Genomic DNA, 18016 nt, shown 5'->3' with positions numbered 1-18016 from the left:
CGAGGGCGACGCCCAGTTCCCGCACCGACGAGGCGCCCGCACCGTCGAGCCTCCCCGCCCGTCACCGACGAGCCCACGCCGGCGCGTGTTCCGGCAGCGGGCCGAACGCGATGCCGCGGGCGTAGAGGCCCCGGACCGGCGGGACCCAGCGCGCGAGCAGCACCGGGAGCAGCGGCGGACCGTCCTGCAGGTGCCCGGCGAAGGCCCGTTCGAACACGACCCGGTGCAGCACGGCCTGCGCGGCCTGCACCAGGGCGGCGGGCGGGGTCCGACGACGCTGGACGGCTGCGAGCGCCCGGTCGAGGCCGCCACCACGGAGCCCGCGTCGGAGCGCCGGCACCAGGATCGTCGCGGTCGCCACCGCGTCCTGCACCGCGAGGTTGATGCCGACCCCGCCGGCGGGCGACATCGCGTGCGCGGCGTCCCCGATGCAGAGCAGACCCGGGCGCCACCACCGGCGCAGGCGGTCCATCCGGACGTCGAGCACGTGCACCTCGTCCATCGAGGCGATCGCGTCGACCCGGTCCGCGAAGTCCGGCCGGAGCCGCGCCACCCGGGCACGGAAGGCCGCCACCCCTGCAGCGCGCAGGGCCGTGTCCGAACCCTTCGGCGCGAAGTACGCGACCTGGTGGTACTCCGGCCGCGGGAAGCTCAGCAGCACGTCCCGGTCCGAGAACGCGGGGGTGAGGGCGCTCGCCGCGTCCCCGGGGTGCCGGGGCAACCGGAACCACCAGGTGTCGAACGGCACCCGGAACGCTCGCGGCACGAGCCCGGCGGCGCGACGCAGCACCGAGTTCCGCCCGTCGCAGGCGATCACGACGTCGGCGCGGAGTTCCCCGGGTTCGTCGGTCCCGTCCCTCGGCCGCAGGTGGACCCCGGTCACGACCCCGTTCTCCTCGATGAGTCCGGTCGCCGCCCCGCCCATCGAGATGCGGAACGACGGTTCCTCACGGGCGGCGGTCACGAGCAGGTCGAGCAGGTCCCACTGCGGCACCATCGCCACGTGGTCGTACGGGGGCGCGAGACGCGAGAAGTCACCGAGCAGCAGCCGGGAGCCGTCGGGCATCGGCAGCGAGAAGTCGTCGAGGCGTGACTGCGGCAACGCCCGGAACGGTGCGCCGAGTCCGAGTTCGTCGAGCAGACGGATGGTCGAGGCGTGCACCGTGTCGCCCCGGAAGTCCCGGTTGAAGTCGTCGTGCCGCTCGAGCACGCGCACGTCGACGCCGGCGCGGGCGAGCAGCAGCCCGAGGACGACCCCTGCGGGGCCGCCACCGACCACCGCGACCGTTGTCCGCGACACCGTCACCATGCCCGGGACGCTACCCCGGTACGGACCGGAGGCGCGTGGCGGCCGCGACCCGCGCCTCCAGGCCGGAACCCCCACGCGTTCTCCGACCCGACACGCGTCGGACGACCGGTGTCCGGTCGGATGGGTGGTGTCGCTGCGCGCCGGTCAGGCGCTGGCGGACACCGACGACGATCCGGAACCGCTGTCGACGGCGTTCGCGAAGACGACCCCGCCCCAGGCGATGACCACGATCGCGAGCACGAAGCCGATCGCCGCGATCCACCACGACGGCTTCCGTCGGATCCACGCGCCGATCGACAGCACGATCGTGGCGACCCCGATGACGAAGGCGCCACCGACCGCGATGGCCGCGCCCCCGAAGTACCCACCGGGTGTGCACCCGGCCGAGGCGTCGCAGGTCGTCGTGGCCGAGGCGACCGCGATGATGCCGACGACCGCCGTGATCGCGGTCATGACGGCACCGAACACCAGGAGCAGCACCGTCGAGATCCGGTCGGCGAGCTTCGCCGGCGGGAACAGCGTGGTGCCACCGCGCTCCCACGCCGCGCGCTGCGCGTCCGTGGGGCCGGAGGAGGACTGCGGCGGAGGGCCGGGGACGTTGGACCAGGTCATGCGTGCAGTCCTACCGCGCCTCGACCCCGAACGCCTGTGCGAGCCGCTGGATCTTCTGCGCCCGACCGAGCCGCGGCAGGTCGGAACCGTCGCGGATGACCCGGCCGCGGGCCTCGAAGTCGTCGAGGAAGTCCTGCGCCCAGGCGACGTCGGTCGGGGTGGGGGAGATGACCTCGTTGATGACGGGGAGCTGCTCGGTGTCCAGGCAGAGCTTGCCGGTGAGGCCGAGCGACACGGCCACCTGCGACTGCTCGCGGAGGATCGGGTGCGACGACCCGACCGTGGGGCCGTCGATCGGACCCGGCAGGTCGCCGATGCGCGAGGCGACGACCAGCTTCGACCGCGGGTACGCCATCGCCAGCGTGTCGGCGCTGGTCCCGGTGTCGCGGCGGTAGTCGCCGGAACCGAAGGCCAGGCGGAACGCGCCCTGCGCCTTGGCGATCGACACGGACTCCTCGATGCCCAGGGCCGACTCGACCAGGGCGATCACCGGCGTCTGGCCGCCGAGCCGGTGCCAGGTGTCGGTGACCTGGGCGGGAGACTCGGTCTTGGCGAGCATGACGCCCTGCAGACCGGGCAGGCCGCGGAGCTCCTCGACGTCGTCCGCCCAGAAGTCCGTCGTGACGTCGTTGATGCGCACCCAGGCCTCGCCGCCGCCGGCGAGCCAGGCGGCGACGCCCTGCCGGGCCGAGGGCTTCGCGGCGGGGTCGACCGCGTCCTCGATGTCCAGGATGATCTGGTCGGCGCGGGAGCGCTGGGACTTGTCGAACCGGTCGGTGGCGGTGCCGGAGACCAGCAGCCACGACCGTGAGATCTCGGCGGGGACCGATCGACGCCGGTTCGGCGTGGGGGCGGACGGAGTGGTGCGGTCGTCGATGGCCATGCCCCGTTGGTACCACACCGGACGGGGCCGCCGTCGGATCGGACGCGCCGCACGCCGGGTCGGACGCGCCGCACGTCGGGTCGGACGACGGTCGCGTCCGTGCGGAAACCCCGAAACCTCGGTTCATTGCCAGAGAGGCCGTCCGGTTCCGCCTACAGTGTCGGATGTGTGGCGAGCGGACAGGGTGACCGACGGTGAGGACGACGTGAACGACGACGTCCCCGTCGAGGGTGCCCGCGCGCGCCCCGACGACGATCGAGACGAGCAGCAGGACGTGGACCAGGAACGGACCGACGACGAGCCGGACCGCACGCTCCGCCCGGAGCTGCAGATGACGAGCCCGCAGGCGATCAGCCTGGGGGACCCGCGGCTGCAGGCCGGCAACGCGGCCGAACCGACGTGGGACGGCTGGCGCACCCAGCTGACCGGCGTCGGTGGCACGAGCCCGCTCACGCACTTCAGCGACCACCCGCGCGCCCGCATCGAGCTCTCGACCACCCACCCGGGCGGTCTCGCGCAGTTCATCACCGGCAAGACGACCCTGCTGTCCAGCCTGATCCGCGACGAGGTGGCGCTCCGTGCCGCCCGCGTGGCCGCCGGACACGTCGAGGCGAAGGGCACCGAGCTGGCCACCGTGCGCGGCATCGACGCCGTGAAGCTCGGCATCGGCATGGCCGACTGGAAGCACGGCGACGAGCAGTTCCGTGGTCCGGTGCTCCTGCGCCCCCTGGCGATCCGCCGGCACGGACGCGACTTCGAGGTGCGCCTGCTCGGCGAGCCGGTGCTCAACCCGGGCCTCGCCGACGCGCTGCACGAGCAGTTCGGAGTCATCCTCGACGCGCAGTCCTTCGTGGCCCTCGCGCAGCAGGACGGCTCCTTCACGCCGAACCCCGTCATCGACCGCCTGCGTGGTCTGACCGCGCACATCCCCGGCTTCTCGGTGCACGCCCGACTCGTGGTGTCCACCTTCGCCGAGGTCGCGACCGGCATGGTCGAGGACACCGGCGACCTGTCGCACCCCGTGCTCGACGCCCTGGCGGGCAACCCGAGCGCGAAGTGGCAGGTCGAGCAGTCCTACCACCCGGTCGAGCAGACCCCGTCGGACGAGCGCAGCCCGGAGACCGACACGCTCCTGCTCGACGCCGACGACGAGCAGGAGAACGTGATCGCGCAGATCACGGCCGGCAACTCCATCGTCGTGAAGACCCTGCCCGGCACCGGTGGTACCCAGACCATCGTGAACGCCCTGGGCGGCCTGGTCGCCGCGAACAAGCGCGTGCTCGTCGTGAGCCCGCGCCGCGCCACCCTGCGGGGCATCGCCGCCCGCTTCGGTGAGGTCCAGCTGCCCGGGGTCGCGGTCACGCCGTCGACCCTGCGCCGCGACGTCGTCCGTGCCATCGCCCGGAACGAGAAGGCCGCGCGTCCGAACCTCCGCGAGGTCGACGACGCGCTGGTCCGCCTGCGCAAGGTGCTGAAGGACTACCGCGGATCGCTCACCCGCAAGGACCCCGACTTCGGCGTCTCGGTGCTCGACTGCCTGGTGGAGCTGTCGCGCCTGTCGCTGCTGCCCGTCGCCCCGTCGACCACCGCGCGCCTGTCGAAGCAGTCCGTCGCCTCGATGGTCGACGGCCGCTCGCGCGTCGCCGAGACGATGGTCAGCGCCGCGAACCTCGGTGAGTTCCGCTACGGCCCCGACGACTCGCCCTGGTACGGCGCGAAGTTCGGTTCGAGCGACGGTGCCCAGCGTGCGCACCGCATCGCGAAGGACCTCGACGCCGACGGCCTGCCGACCCTGCTCCGCCGCGCCCACGACCTGGTGAGCTCGACGCACATGCGCCAGTTCACGACGATCAACGAGCTCGGCATCTACCTGCGCCTGCTCACCGAGATCCGCGACACGCTCGACCGCTTCCTGCCGGTGGTCTTCGACCGATCGGTGTCCGAGCTCGTGGCCGCCACCGCCCCCCGCGGCGAGGGCGCTCCGATGTCGTCGACGAACCGTCGCCGGCTCAAGAAGCTCGCCCGCGAGTACGTCCGTCCGGGCGTGCACGTGTCCGACCTGCACGAGGCCCTGACCCGCGTCCAGCAGCAGCGCGTGCTCTGGCAGCGCTACGTCGCCGCCGGCGTGAACCCCGAGGTGCCCACGGGCATCGCCGACGTCCAGGTGCTGTTCTCGAACGTCGCCGAGGACCTCGCGCGCCTCGACGAGCCGCTGGGCCGCACCGAGCGTGACCGCCAGCTGGCGAACACCCCGGTCGACCAGCTCGTCCCGACCATCGCCGAGCTCGCCGCCGAGTCCGACGTCCTGCACAACCTGCAGGAGCGCACCGAGCTCATGCAGACCCTGCGCGACCTGCAGCTCGAGCCGCTCATCACCGACCTGGCGAACCGGCACGTGCCGGACGTGCAGGTGCCGGCCGAGCTCGAGCTCGCCTGGTGGCAGTCCGCCCTCGAGACCATGCTCGAGTCCGACCGGGCCCTGCTCGGCGCGAACACCGACATGCTCGACCGGGTCGAGGCCGACTTCCGTCTGGTGGACGACGCCCACGCAGCCGGGGTCTCCCAGGGCCTGGCGTGGCAGCTCGCCGAGAACTGGAAGGTCGGTCTCGTCGACTGGCCCGAAGAAGCGACGGCGCTCAAGACCCAGCTCCGCGACGGCGCGATCACGTCGCGCCTGCTGCAGGACTCCGCACCGCACCTGTCCCGGTCGATCGCACCAGTCTGGCTCGCCAGCCCGTACGAGGTGCCGCAGATCGCCGACACGATGCCCTTCGACACGGTGATCCTGGTCGACGCCGGCGCCGTGACGATCGCCGAGACCGTCGGAGCCGTCCGTCGTGCCTGGCAGACCGTCGTGTTCGGCGACCCGGTCACCCAGACGCCGTCGCCGTTCCGCACCGCCGTGGACCCCGAGCACCGGGCACTGCAGGTCGACGAGGGCACGCTCGACGCGTTCCACGCCGACTCCGCCCTGGCGAAGCTGTCCACCCTGCTGCCGACCCTGTCGCTGTCGCGGTCGTACCGCGCCGGCGGCGAGGACCTCGCCGAGCTCGTGAACCGTCGCTTCTACGGCGGCAAGATCGAGTCCCTGCCGTGGGCCGGCTCGTTCCTCGGCCACGGCTCGATCGCGCTCGACTACGTCAGCGACGGCAAGGCCGTCCCGGACCCCGAGTCTGGTGCCGTCGAGAGCGTCGACGCCGAGGTGGACCGCGTGGTCCGGCTCGTCATCGACCACGCCCGCACCCGTCCGACCGAGTCGCTCATGGTCATCACCGCGTCGGCGAAGCACGCCGTGCGGGTCGAGCAGGCCGTGCTGACCGCCGCCCAGGGCCACAAGGACCTGACCGAGTTCGTCATCGGCGACCGTGCCGAGCCGTTCATCGTGGCGACGCTCGAGCAGTCGGTGGCGCAGAGCCGCGACCGCGTCGTGTTCTCCATCGGCTACGGCCGCACCCCGCACGGCCGCGTGCTGCGCGACTTCGGTCCGCTCGGCAAGCCCGGTGGCGAGCGGCTGTTGGCCGTCGCCATGACCCGCGCGCGTCGCTCGATGGTCATCGTCACCTGCTTCCAGCCGTCGGACATCGAGGCCGAGCGCATGGGACACGGCACCGTCGCCCTCGCCGAGATCCTGGCCGAGGTGCGTGCCCGGACCACCGCCGAGTACGTGCCGGACGACTCCGACCCGCTGCTCGTCGACCTGGCCCGGCGCCTCGAGATGCGTGGCATCCCGGTGGCGCTCGGACACCGCGGCAAGCTCGGCCTCGTCGCCGCGCACGGCGGGGTGTGCGTCACGATCGAGACCGACGCGTCGCTGGTCAAGGGATCGCTGCGCGAGTCCCTGCGCCTGCGTCCCGAGGTGCTCCGCCGACTGGGCTGGCACTACGTGCGCGTGCACGCGTTCCAGCTGTTCTCCGACCCGGACCGCGTCGCCGACACCGTCGCCGCCGTGCTCGGGGTCGACCGCGGCGCCACGCAGGAGATCTCGATCCCGCCGATCCCCGCCCGACGATGACGTCTCGGCCGAGCCGCCGGGCCTCGCGGCCCGCCGGTCCGGTGACGCCGGAGACGGACCAGCTGGTGGGCACGTGGACGCGGATCGACGACGCGTCGTCAGCCGCGCCTCCCATCCGGCCCGCCGACGGAGGCGAGACGGACGACCTGTCGGGAGGCCCGGTGCGGCGCCGCAGACGAGTCACCACCCAGCCGGTGGCGGGCTACGACCCGGCGCCACCGCCGAAACCGGCGCGGCACCGCGACGGTGAGAACGACGACCAGCTCCGGCGCGACGTCCCCCCACATTGGTAACCGGTAGCCTGGCCCGTGATGACTGAGACCGCGCGGCAGCGCCCCGACTGGCAGACCTGGCCGAACCTGATCACGCTGTTCCGCCTCGTGCTGATCCCGGTGTTCATCGGCCTCGTCGTCGCCGGGCACCCCGGGTGGGCGCTCGTCACCCTCGTCGTGATCGGCGTGAGCGACTGGACCGACGGCTTCATCGCCCGGAAGTTCGACCAGGGGTCCAAGCTCGGCAAGGCGATCGACCCCGTCGCCGACCGCCTGGCGATCATCGCGATCGTGCTGTCCCTGGTGCTCGTCGGCCTGCTGCCCTGGTGGGTGGTGGCCGTCGTCGTGCTCGTCGACCTGGTGCTCGTCGTCCTGTCGAGCGTGCTGTTCCACGGCAACCCGGACCTCGACGTCACGTGGACGGGCAAGATCCGCTCGGCCCTGCTGTTCGTCGGGCTGCCGGTGCTGCTGTTCTCCGCGGTGCACACCGTCGACGAGAACGCACCCTGGGTCCGGGTCGTGGCCCTGGTGTTCGTGTACCTCGGCACCGCGGGCCACGTGCTCGCCGGTGCCCAGTACGCCGTCGCGATGTTCGCGAAGCGCCGCGCGGTCCCCGCCGCCTGACGCGGGCGCCCGTCTCCGCGAGACACCGGTGTTCGCGCTGCGCACCGCGGTTTGCGGGTGTGCGGCGCACGAACACCGGTGTCCTGCGGCGGCCCCGGGGCTAGAGCTTCGTCGAGCCGCCGATGCCGGGCCCCTCGGGAGCGTTCGACGGGGCGATGTGCGCCCCCGTGCTCGCGGAGCCGCCGGTCTGCGGGCGGAGGAGGTCGCGGATCTCGAGCAGCACCTCGACGTCGGTCGGGGGCACGTCCTGCGGAGTCTGCTGCTCGTCGTTCTTGACGCGCTCGAATGCCGCCTTCTTCAGGTGGTTGACGGGCACGACGAGCGCGAAGTACACGACCGCGGCGATGATGACGAAGTTCAGGACGGCGCCGATGATCGCGCCGAACTTCAGTTCTGCGTCATCGCCGGAGAACGTGGGGATCGCGACGACCAGCGCCTCGTCGAGGCTCGACGCGTTGAACACCGCACCGATGAGCGGGTTGATCAGGGCGTTGACGATCGTGGTGACGATCGCGGTGAACGCCGCACCGATGACGACTGCGACGGCCAGGTCGATGACGTTGCCGCGGAGCAGGAACTCCTTGAAGCCCTTCATGCGAGGGTCTCCTTCCGGGTCGAGGACGGCCGCCGAGTGGCGACGCGCCCCAAGCTATCCGGAGAGCGCAGACCCCGTCAGGACGCGGCGGGCTTCGAGCTGCTGGGCTTCGACTCGGTCTTCCCCGCCGGCTCGGACTTCTTCGGCTCGGACTTCGCGGGGGTGCTCGACGAGCCCTCGGACTTCGGGGCCGGGCGCGAGTCGGTGCGGTAGAAGCCGCCACCGTTGAAGGTCACGCCGACGGGAGAGAACACCTTCCGCAGGACGCCGCCGCAGACCGGGCACTCCGTCAGGGTGGCGTCGGAGAAGGACTGCTTGATGTCGAACGCGTTGTCGCACTCGGTGCAACGGTACGAGTAGGTGGGCACGTCAGCTCCGGAACGTGATGATGCGCGACGGCGTGATGATGCCGTCAACGGGTTCGTCGTGGGGTTCGCGCGGGACCTCGTCGAGGTACTCCGCGTCGAAGATCACAGCATAGACGGGCGGACGGTTCGCCATGGACCCGAGGGTCTTGTCGTAGTAGCCGCGTCCCCAGCCCATGCGGACGCCGTCGTGCCCGACCGCCGCCGCCGGGGCGAGGATCGCGTCGACGTCGTTGATCGCGAGCGGGGACAGGACCTCGCCGACCACCTCGGGCAGGCCGAGCAGGCTCTCGGTCTCGCTCTCGCCGTCGCCCACGGCCCAGTCGAGCAGCCCGTCCTCGCGGGTGACGGGCAGCAGCACGCGGATGCCCTGCCCGAACGCCCAGTTCAGGAACGGGCGGACGTTCGGCTCGTCCGGTGCGGACAGGTACAGGGCGAGGGACGTCACCTGGCGTTCCTCGACGAAGCGCTGCAGGGTCGCGGTCAGGGTCTGGGTGTCCGCGTCGCGTTCGGTCGTGGTCCGGGTGCGCCGCCGCTGCCGGAGCTCGGCTCGCAGGGCGCGCTTCTCGTTCCCGAGATCGGCGATCATGCGCAGGAGTCTACCGAGGGGGTACGGTTGCGGCTTCCCGCCGGGAACACGCGGGGTCCCGTGTCCCCCGGAGCGACGACATGCCCTCGAAAGGGGGATCGGATACGGTCTGACCATGGGCTTCCAGATTTCGAAGGCGGTGATCCCGGCCGCAGGGCTGGGTACCCGCTTCCTCCCCGCGACCAAGGCGATGCCGAAGGAGATGCTCCCGGTCGTCGACAAGCCGGCCATCCAGTACGTGGTGGAAGAGGCTGTCGGTGCCGGGCTGACCGACGTGCTGATGATCACCGGGCGCAACAAGAACGCGCTCGAGAACCACTTCGACCACGTGTCGGAGCTCGAGGAGACCCTCCGCAAGAAGGGCGACCACGAGAAGCTGCAGAAGGTGAACCAGTCGACGGACCTCGCCGACATGCACTACGTGCGGCAGGGCGACCCGCTCGGCCTCGGCCACGCCGTGCTCCGCGCGAAGATGCACGTCGGCCGCGAGCCGTTCGCCGTGCTCCTCGGTGACGACATCATCGACGCCCGCGACCCGCTGCTCCAGCGCATGATCGAGGTCCAGGGCGAGAAGAACGCCACCATCGTGGCCCTGCTCGAGGTCCCCGAGTCACAGACCCACCTGTACGGCATCGCCACGGTCGAGCCGACCGACACCGACGACGTGGTGAAGATCACCGGGCTCGTCGAGAAGCCCCCGCAGGGCGAGGCGCCCTCGAACCTGGCCATCATCGGCCGCTACGTCATCCGTCCCGAGGTCTTCGACGTCCTCGAGAAGCAGGAGCCGGGCAAGGGCGGCGAGATCCAGCTGACCGACGCGCTCATGAAGATGGCGAGCGCCGAAGAGTGGACCGGCGGCGTGTACGGCGTCGTGTTCCGTGGACGCCGGTACGACACCGGTGACAAACTCGACTACATCAAGGCGATCGTGCAGCTCGCCTCGGACCGCGATGACCTCGGCCCCGACCTCAAGTCGTGGCTGAAGGAGTTCAACGCGGGCGAATAGTCGGCCATCCCGCTCGGGTCCGTCAGATCACGGACCCGGGCGGGACACCCCGTCCCGCACAGCGGCGGGACCCCGGAGGAACCCAGCGATGACGACGATCCCGACCCTGTCCCACGGGCGGGTCACCATCCGGCCCCTCCGGCTCCGCGACACCCGCGACCTCGACGCGGCACTCGCGACGAACCGCTCGTGGCTCCGTACCTGGGAGGCCACGAACCCCTCCGGACACGTCTCGACCGACGTCCGGGGCAGCATCCGCGCGCTCCAGGCCAACGCCCGCGCGGGACTCGGACTCCCGTTCGCGATGGAGCTCGACGGCCGCTTCGTCGGTCAGCTCAACGTCTCCGGCATCTCCTACGGCTCGCTGGCGAGTGCCTCCATCGGCTACTGGGTCGTCGAGGACGCAGCCGGCCACAACGTGACGCCGATCTCGGTCGCCCTCGCCGTCGACCACTGCTTCCGGTCGCTCGGCGTGCACCGGATCGAGATCTGCATCCGGCCGGAGAACGCTCCGAGCCTGCGCGTCGTAGAGAAGCTCGGCTTCCGGTACGAGGGACTCCGTCGCCGGTACATCCACATCAACGGGGACTGGCGCGACCACTTCTGCTTCGCGCTGGTGGCGGAAGAGGTTCGCGGCGGCGTCCTCGAGCGCTGGGTCCAGGGGCAGGTTCCTCACGGGGTGGGCACCGTGCCGCTCGCCGCACGCGACGAGGCGGCGATGCCGCTGGACACGACGCCCCGCATCTGACGGGCCGCCTCTGACGGCCTGGAGGCGCGGCTCGCCTTCCGCAGATTCCGCCCCGACACGCGCAACACGCGTCCGGCAATGACGCGGCGCGGGAACCGCCGCCCCTACCGTGTTCGCATGGCAGGAATCGGCTCGTGGGGTGGCGGCATCGTCCTGCTCGTCGCGGCCGTCCTCTGGCTCGTCTACCTGATGCCGTCGTGGGCCGCCCGCCGCCAGTACCTGGCCACCGAGCGGAACGCCATCCGGCTGCAGCAGACCCTCCGGATCCTGGCGCAGACCGCCGAGCTGCCGGACGAGGTCCGCATCGAGATGAACGCGAAGTCCCTCGCCCAGGCGCAGCGCGTCGCCCGGTCCGAAGAGGCCAAGCGCACCGCCATCGTCCGAGCCCACGAGGCAGCGCGGCAGCGTGAGATCACCCGCCGCCTGGCCGAGCAGGCCCCGGTGCTCGAGCGGGCGTCCGCCGTGCCGGCCCTGACCGCGATGCGCATGCGCCGTTCCCGGCTCGGGGCGACCCTGTTCGGCACGCTCGGCATCGTCGTGGCCCTCGTGGTCTTCGTCGCGGCACCGTCGCTCTGGCTCGTCGGTGTCGCCGGACTCGTCGCCGCCGGTGGGTCCGCAGCGGTCCTTGCCCAGCTGCACCAGGTGGCGACGGCGCGGAAGCAGCGTCTCGCGGCCGGCGAGACGGGCGCGACCCGCGCCTCCCGGCCGTCCACCGCCTGGACGGACCCGGCCCCGCCCCTGTCGACCGAGCAGCCCGCCGCGCCCGCTGCGGATCGCTCGTGGACCCCGAACCACGTGCCCAAGCCCCTCTACGTGGAGCGGCCGACAGCACCGGCTGCATCGCCCGAGTCGTCGGCGGAACTCGCTGCCCGGTTGAAGGAGCGCGTCGCCGCGGCCAAGGCGGAAGCCGAGGCCGAAGCGGCGGCGATCCGCGCGGGGGAGTCCGACCCCTCGCTGGCGCGGGTTTCGCGGATGCGACCCGAGCTCGAGGAAGCTGCGGCATCGCTGTCCGCGCACGACCAGGGTCGTCTGGCCGAGCGGCTCGGGCTGCGGGCGCCCGCTGCTGCCGCTGGTTCTGTGACCGCTGCTCCCGCCGCCGACGAACCCGCTGCTCCCGGCGGTCCGCCGAGCAAGTGGGCCGGCATGGGAGTCCTCGACGACGACGCCTACCAGCAGGCCGACCTCGACGCGATCATGCGGCGGCGCCGCGCGGTCTGACCCGCGGCACGCCCGACGGGCCACCGGCGATTTCGGCTGGGCCGACCGAGGGTGCTAATGTGATCGAGCACTTGGGGCTATGGCGCAGTTGGTAGCGCGTCTCGTTCGCAATGAGAAGGTCAGGGGTTCGAATCCCCTTAGCTCCACCAGGTAGCAACACGAACGGCCCGGAACCCATAGGTTCCGGGCCGTTCTGCCGTCGTCGGGCTGTCCGTCGGGTGTGCTGACGTGACCTCCTGAAGGACGAGGGGCCCGACGACGGCTGGCACGGGGCCCCCGTCCGTCAGCGCGCCGACAGGAGCAGCGACGCCCCGAGCGTCAGCCCGCGATGCTCTCCGTCAGCACGCCGGACTGCGCGAAGGTGGTGTGGATCGCGTTCGCGGCCTGCTCGAAGGCGCGGTTGCCACGCGAGATGCCGAGCGCTCCGCCCTTGATCGCGGACTTGCCGGAGCCGCGCAGCAGTCGGGCGACGGTGCGGCCGTCCGGGGCGATCATGATCTGGACGTCCAGGCGGGTGTGGAAGGTGCGGTCGTTCGCCATGCCGCCGATGAGCAGCGTCAGGCCGAGGCTGCCGCGGGTCGCACGGAGTGCACCCTGCTCGGCGTCGTCGACGGTGTAGCCCTCGCGGGACAGGGCCTCGCGCACCTGTGCACGGGCGGTCTCGGGGTCGGTCGCGACGAAGAAGTCGTGGCTCTCGGGCATGTGTGTGTTCCTTCCGAACGGGTCCGCTGGGACACGGAGGACGCTCGCCCCCGAAGACGATCATGCCGTGTCGGAACGACGGAGGTGTCGCTTACGCTGGTCGTGTCATGACTGCCTCGATGAACCGCCGCGCACTCCTGTCCCTCGCCGGCGTCGCCGGGATCGGGCTCGCCGTCGCGGCGTGCTCCTCCGGCAGTGACAAGGGCGGCGACTCGGGCAACGGGTCGGGCGGCGGGCGCGGGAGCTCCCGTGGTGGGGACGACACGTCGACGACGACGGCGAGGCCCGTCGCGAAGGCCCTCGCTCCGGCACAGGTCCCGCTCGCCGGTGGCGTCACGGTCACCGTGACGGGGACCGGACTCGCCGCCGTCAAGGGCGTCACCGTCGGCGGTGTCGCGGCGCGTGACGTGCAGGCCACCGCGTCGAAGGTGAACTTCACGGCCCCGCACCAGGCGATGTACACCGCCGGCGACGCCGACGTCGCACTCTTCACGTCCGCGATCGAACCCACCCCGTCGGCGAACCAGTCCTCGGACGGCAACGGCAGCGCCGCGAACGACGGGCAGAGCGGCGCCACCCAGGACACCGCGACCGCATCGCCGAGGCCGACCGCCGCCGCGACGCCCGCTGCGGGCAGCGCTGTCGCCTCGACCACCCTCGCCTACGCCGCACTGACCGACGTCGACCGGCAGCTCGCCTACGCGATGCGGTACTGGAAGGACTACAACCTCGCCGAGTACGGCACGATGAACCCCATCGGCGGCGACTGCGCGAACTACGTCAGCCAGACGCTCATCGCCCGTGGGTGGGAGCAGCGGTCGGACTGGTACAACCGGGCGGCCGGTGCCGAGCACAGCGCGACGTGGACCTACTGCCCGACGATGGACCCCTGGCTCGCGGACAACGCGGGCGAGTTCGGGCTCACCCGGCGTTCATCGGACGAGCGCGACAAGGTGAAGGTCGGTGACATCGTGTTCTTCGACTGGAACGCCAACGGCTCACCGGACCACACCACCATCGTGTCCGAGGTCTTCACCGAGCCCGACGGCACCATCCGCATCAAGTCGGCGAGCCACAACCAGGACGGCCCCTACCGCGACCTTGACGAGATGATCACGGTGCAGCACCCCGGCGGATCGGCCTGGTTCCACACGTTCGACGCGTAGCGCTGTCGCGGCCCGCAAAGCACCGGTGTTCGCGCGTCGCACCGCGGTCTGCGCGTGTTCAACCGGCGAACACCGGTGTCTTGCAGAGCCGACGACCAGTACCGCTCACGGGTACCCGAGGAACCACAGCAGCACGATCGCGACCGGCTGCAGGCACACCCCGACGACCAGCCACGTCACCGCCCGCCGCCGCGTCCCCACGAACACGTCCGACCCGAGCAACGGCGCCGTCGGCATGAGCAACCGCGGCAACGACTGCTGCGGCAGGAACACCGCCACCAGGTACAGCCCGTAGGACGCCGTGAACGCGAGCACGTCGGTGCCCAGGGCCCTGGTGCTCCTGCGCGAGAAGAACCACACCGCGCCGGCGAGCACCACCACGACGACTCCGATGCCGAGCGGCCCGAGCCACGTCGACGCCATCGTGAACCACGGCGTCAGCGGCGCGAAGTGCCGGCGGCCGACGAACCCCACCCACCACGACAACTCGGTGTCCAGGTACGCGTTCGGTCGCCCCGTCACGGCCGTCGCGATGACGGGCCACGCCAGTCCCGCAGCCGCGACGACCAGGCCGGTCACCACGATCGCGATCCGGTCGCGCCACGGGAACGGGTCCTGCTGTCGGCGCCACGCCATCCACCGCAGGACCAGGTGCACGGCCAGTGCCAGCGCCAGCGCGAGGACCCCGGGCTTCGTGAACGCCGCCACGACACCGAGCGGGGCGATCAGCCAGTACCGTCGGCGGACCAGCGCGAGCAGGGCGCCGAACAGCAGCACGAGCAGCAGGCTCTCCGCGTAGGCGACCTGCAGCAGGAACCCCGTCGGTGCGAACGCGAACAGGGCCGTCGCCCAGCGGGCACGGTGCGAGCACGCGACGGCGAGCACCAGCCGGTACAGCAGCACGCAGGCGCCCGCCCCGGCGATCGACGCCACCACGACCCCGGCGACCCAGAACGACGCTCCGGTCAGCGTCATCACGACCCGCACCACCGCGGGGAACACGGGCAGGAACGCCCACGCGTTCGGCAGGACGTGCCCGGAGTCATCGGTCGGCAGCGTCGCCGGGTACCCGTGCTCGGCGATGATCCGGTAGAACGAGGCGTCCCACGAGCCCGAGAACGTGAAGAACGAGGGATCCTGCCGGTACGAGGCGAACGGCCAGCCGTTCGCGGTCGCCAGCAGGTACACGGTCGCCAGCAGCACGGTGCTGACCACCCGCGAGGCCGCCCAGATCAGCAGCGGTGCGGTCCAGGCGCTGCGTCGACCGGTCAGCAGGCTGCGGAACCCCCGCCTGGAGGCCCGGCTCGCTTCCGCCACGTTCGTCACCCGCCCGATCCTCCCAGACCGCGGGCCGCGCCCCGCATCGCGGGCCGTCACGCGTCCGCCGCGACGTGACCTGCGTGCTTCGGGAGCAGCAATGGTCGGATCCGTCTGCCGGACCCGACCATTGCTGCTCCCGAAGTGCGGGCCTCCCGGCTAGCGCCCCGTGACCGCGCGACGGATCTGCTCGATCGGCACCTTCGGGGACCGGTCTGCGTTGAGCAGGCCGTTCGTCTCCTGCATGGTGTCGGTGAGCTGCGTGTAGCAGGACCCGGCGAGGAACGAGCTCGCACGGATCGCGTCGTACAGGGCGGTGATGCGGGCGACCCAGTCGTCGCCGTCACTGGCCGACGTGTAGCCCCAGCCGTCCTCGCGCTGCACGCCCGGCTGGTAGTTCACGCCCCCGAACTCGGTGAGCATGACCGGCTGGCCGAGGTCCTCGGCGCCGCCGACCAGGATGCGGCGATCCGCCGGGCCGATGCCACCGAGGAGTCGGGCACGTGCGGTCTCGTCCGCGTAGGTCCCCGCGAGCCGGGGTCCGTCGCCCTCGTAGTCGTGGATCGTGACGATGTCGGAGTTCGTGTGCTCCCAGCCGTCGTTCGAGATCACCGGACGCGTCGGGTCCAATGCCCGCGTGACGTCGGCGAGGGCCCGTGCGTAGGCCTGCTGGGCCGGGTCGGTGGCGATGTGCTGCACGCCCCAGCTCTCGTTGGCGGGCACCCACGTGACGATCGACGGGTGCGAGGCGTCACGCTCGACGGCGTCCATCCACTCGCGCACCAGACGCTGCACGGCGCGGGGAGAGAACGCGTAGGCGCCGGGGGCCTCACCCCACACCATGAGCCCGAGTCGGTCGGCCCAGTACAGGAACCGCGGGTCCTCGATCTTCTGGTGGTTGCGGGCAGCGTTGAAGCCGAGCTCCTTGATGAGTTCGACCTCGCGGCGGAGTGCCTGGCGGGACGGAGCGGCGATGTGCGACTCGGGCCAGTAGCCCTGGTTCAGGACGCTGCGGACGTCGTGGCGTCGGCCGTTGAGCAGGAACGCGCCGCCGTCGACCCCGACCGTCCGGATCCCGAAGTAGCTGGCGACGGCGTCGAGCGCGCCCGTGCTCGCTGTCGTGCCGTTGCCGGAGCGCGGCAGCAGCGCGACCGTGGCGTCGATCAGCCGGGGCGTGTCCGGCGTCCAGTGCAGCTCGTCCTCGGCCTGCCCGTTCGTCTGCCGCGCGATCGGCACGACCACGTCGAACTCGTCGCCGGTCTCGCCGACGGTGGTCTCGATCGTGGCGAGGTGCTCGTCGCGGTCGTCCCAGCGGGCCTCGACGCGCAGGCGCTCGCCGCCGGTGCGGTGACCGTCGAGCCGGACCGTCAGCCGCATGGTCGCGTGGTCGACGTTCGTCCAGCGCAGGGACGCGATCGAGGCGGTCGGCACGGCCTCGAGCCAGACCGTCTGCCAGATCCCGGTGGTCCGGCGGTACCAGATCGCGTGCGGGTCCTCGTGCCAGTCCTGCTTGCCGCGCGGCTGGGTCAGGTCGTGCGGGTCGTCCTCGGCGCGGACCACCAGGGTGTGCACGGCGTCGGGGTCGGTGGCCAGCGCTTCGGTGACGTCGAAGGAGAACGGAGTGTGGCCGCCCTCGTGTCCGCCGATGAACTGCCCGTCGATCCAGACGCGGGCGCGGTGGTCGACGGCGCCGAAGTGCAGGACGAGTCGAGGGGCGCCGTCGCCGAACCCGGCGGCGTCGAGCTCGGAGCGGGTGATCGCACGGGAGTACCAGACCACGGGGTGGAAGCCGGGCTCGTCGATGCCCGAGGCCGGGGACTCGGGCGGGAACGGGACGACGATGTCCCGTGCGTCGGTGAAGCCGGTGTGCCAGGCGGGGTCGTCGCCGTCGTTCCGGAACGACCACGTGCCGTCGAGGTCGGCCCACGCGGTGCGGAGCATCTGCGGCCGGGGGTACGTGCCGTCCTGCCGCGAAGCGAGGGGGAGGCCGGGGGCGGAAGCGGATTCAGGTGCGGCCACGGTGCCGTCGAGCGTGCTCATGCGTCCATGCTCCCGTGCTGGTACATCGTTGTAAAGAGGGAGTCAGGATTGCGCGGAGCAGGTTCTGCGGGGCTCTCGTCGAGCGGTCGCTCAGTCGATCGCGGCGTCGCGGGTGAGCACCATGACGTCCATCCGTCCCCGCTGGACGACCACGCCGTGCTGGTTCCGCAGTGCCACCGCTCGCTCGACGATCCCGGTCCTGCCCGAACTCGTCAGCCGGGTGCCCAGGACCTCGACGGTGCAGGTCACGGTGTCCCCGATGAACACCGGCTCGGTGAAGCGCCACTGGTCGATCCCGAGCAGTGCCACCGCGGACCCCTCGAACACGCCCGTGCGCGCGATGAGCCCGAGGCACAGCGAGGTGCCGAGCAACCCGTGCACGATCCGCTGCCCGTACCGGGTCTTCCCCGCGAACTCGACGTCCGTGTGCACCTGGTTGTTGTCGTTCGTCCACGAGGCGAACGACACGACGTCCGCCTCGGTGATGGTGCGCCCCGGCGTGGTGAAGGTCTGTCCGGCAGCGAGGTCCTCGAAGTAGTGCGGCACGGCCCGATTCTC

The 18016-nt window shown here is 71.7% G+C and carries 16 protein-coding genes and 1 tRNA gene; 7 read left to right on the top strand and 10 right to left on the bottom strand.

Annotated features, from left to right (window positions below; genetic code table 11):
* Positions 1–61: 61 nt before the first annotated feature.
* The 3 genes from DEJ35_RS05920 to DEJ35_RS05910 form a co-directional block, all read right to left on the bottom strand.
* Positions 62–1309 carry an FAD-dependent oxidoreductase gene (locus tag DEJ35_RS05920; protein ID WP_110862370.1) on the bottom strand — a complete coding sequence of 416 codons (1248 nt, stop codon included), beginning with the start codon at positions 1307–1309 and terminating at the stop codon, positions 62–64.
* A 144-nt stretch (positions 1310–1453) separates the two neighbouring features.
* Entirely contained in the window at positions 1454–1921 is a 468-nt protein-coding gene (locus tag DEJ35_RS05915) for a DUF6264 family protein (protein ID WP_111124036.1), read from the bottom strand.
* A gap of 10 nt (positions 1922–1931) precedes the next feature.
* The gene (locus DEJ35_RS05910) at positions 1932–2804 is read right to left on the bottom strand and encodes a CoA ester lyase (RefSeq protein ID WP_111192265.1); all 873 of its coding nucleotides are present in this window, start codon (positions 2802–2804) and stop codon (positions 1932–1934) included.
* Positions 2805–2988: 184 nt separating this feature from the next.
* On the opposite strand from DEJ35_RS05910, the gene DEJ35_RS05905 reads away from it, so the two are divergent.
* Positions 2989–6816, top strand: a complete 3828-nt coding sequence (locus tag DEJ35_RS05905) for an ATP-binding protein (RefSeq protein WP_111192264.1) — start codon at positions 2989–2991, stop codon at positions 6814–6816.
* A gap of 311 nt (positions 6817–7127) precedes the next feature.
* Positions 7128–7712 (top strand): CDP-alcohol phosphatidyltransferase family protein, encoded by a 585-nt coding sequence (locus DEJ35_RS05900; RefSeq protein ID WP_111192263.1) that lies wholly within the window; start codon positions 7128–7130, stop codon positions 7710–7712.
* A 100-nt stretch (positions 7713–7812) separates the two neighbouring features.
* Here the strand turns inward: DEJ35_RS05900 and mscL are convergent, their stop codons facing one another.
* The 3 genes from mscL to DEJ35_RS05885 form a co-directional block, all read right to left on the bottom strand.
* The gene (gene mscL / locus DEJ35_RS05895) at positions 7813–8307 is read right to left on the bottom strand and encodes a large conductance mechanosensitive channel protein MscL (RefSeq protein WP_111124039.1); all 495 of its coding nucleotides are present in this window, start codon (positions 8305–8307) and stop codon (positions 7813–7815) included.
* Between the two features lie 77 nt (positions 8308–8384).
* A complete protein-coding gene (locus DEJ35_RS05890; protein WP_110862366.1) occupies positions 8385–8675 on the bottom strand; it encodes an FmdB family zinc ribbon protein in 291 nt (96 codons plus the stop codon).
* Between the two features lies 1 nt (position 8676).
* Positions 8677–9261: a 5-formyltetrahydrofolate cyclo-ligase gene (locus DEJ35_RS05885; protein ID WP_071244110.1), complete on the bottom strand. Its 585-nt coding sequence runs from the start codon at positions 9259–9261 to the stop codon at positions 8677–8679.
* Positions 9262–9376: 115 nt separating this feature from the next.
* Between DEJ35_RS05885 and galU the strand changes: the two genes are divergently transcribed.
* The 4 genes from galU (at position 9377) to DEJ35_RS05865 (ending at position 12382) form a co-directional block, all read left to right on the top strand.
* Positions 9377–10267, top strand: a complete 891-nt coding sequence (gene galU / locus DEJ35_RS05880; RefSeq protein WP_027466560.1) for a UTP--glucose-1-phosphate uridylyltransferase GalU — start codon at positions 9377–9379, stop codon at positions 10265–10267.
* 88 nt (positions 10268–10355) lie between these two features.
* On the top strand, positions 10356–11015 hold the full coding sequence (locus DEJ35_RS05875) for a GNAT family N-acetyltransferase (RefSeq protein WP_111091306.1): 660 nt from the start codon (positions 10356–10358) through the stop codon (positions 11013–11015).
* Positions 11016–11132: 117 nt separating this feature from the next.
* On the top strand, positions 11133–12233 hold the full coding sequence (locus DEJ35_RS05870; protein WP_111124040.1) for a hypothetical protein: 1101 nt from the start codon (positions 11133–11135) through the stop codon (positions 12231–12233).
* 73 nt (positions 12234–12306) lie between these two features.
* Positions 12307–12382: transfer RNA gene (locus tag DEJ35_RS05865), tRNA-Ala, on the top strand.
* 169 nt (positions 12383–12551) lie between these two features.
* Here the strand turns inward: DEJ35_RS05865 and DEJ35_RS05860 are convergent.
* Positions 12552–12935 (bottom strand): hypothetical protein, encoded by a 384-nt coding sequence (locus DEJ35_RS05860; protein WP_071405149.1) that lies wholly within the window; start codon positions 12933–12935, stop codon positions 12552–12554.
* Positions 12936–13042: 107 nt separating this feature from the next.
* Between DEJ35_RS05860 and DEJ35_RS16990 the strand changes: the two genes are divergently transcribed.
* Complete coding sequence (locus DEJ35_RS16990) at positions 13043–14101, top strand: amidase domain-containing protein (RefSeq protein ID WP_181435530.1); 1059 nt, start codon at positions 13043–13045, stop codon at positions 14099–14101.
* A 105-nt stretch (positions 14102–14206) separates the two neighbouring features.
* Here DEJ35_RS16990 and DEJ35_RS05850 read toward each other — a convergent pair whose 3' ends face one another.
* The 3 genes from DEJ35_RS05850 to DEJ35_RS05840 all read right to left on the bottom strand — a co-directional run bounded on the left by DEJ35_RS05850 (position 14207) and on the right by DEJ35_RS05840 (position 18004).
* Positions 14207–15427, bottom strand: coding sequence for a hypothetical protein (locus DEJ35_RS05850; RefSeq protein WP_181435529.1), 1221 nt, complete (start codon positions 15425–15427; stop codon positions 14207–14209).
* 150 nt (positions 15428–15577) lie between these two features.
* Positions 15578–17458, bottom strand: coding sequence for a glycoside hydrolase family 2 protein (locus DEJ35_RS05845; RefSeq protein ID WP_111124042.1), 1881 nt, complete (start codon positions 17456–17458; stop codon positions 15578–15580).
* Positions 17459–17548: 90 nt separating this feature from the next.
* Complete coding sequence (locus DEJ35_RS05840) at positions 17549–18004, bottom strand: MaoC/PaaZ C-terminal domain-containing protein (RefSeq protein WP_111091310.1); 456 nt, start codon at positions 18002–18004, stop codon at positions 17549–17551.
* Between the last annotated feature and the right edge of the window lie 12 nt (positions 18005–18016).

This window comes from Curtobacterium sp. MCPF17_051, from assembly GCF_003234595.1.
GTDB lineage: Bacteria > Actinomycetota > Actinomycetes > Actinomycetales > Microbacteriaceae > Curtobacterium > Curtobacterium flaccumfaciens.
The sequence above is the reverse complement of the archived record's forward strand: the minus strand, read 5'-3'. Positions and strand labels throughout refer to the sequence as shown.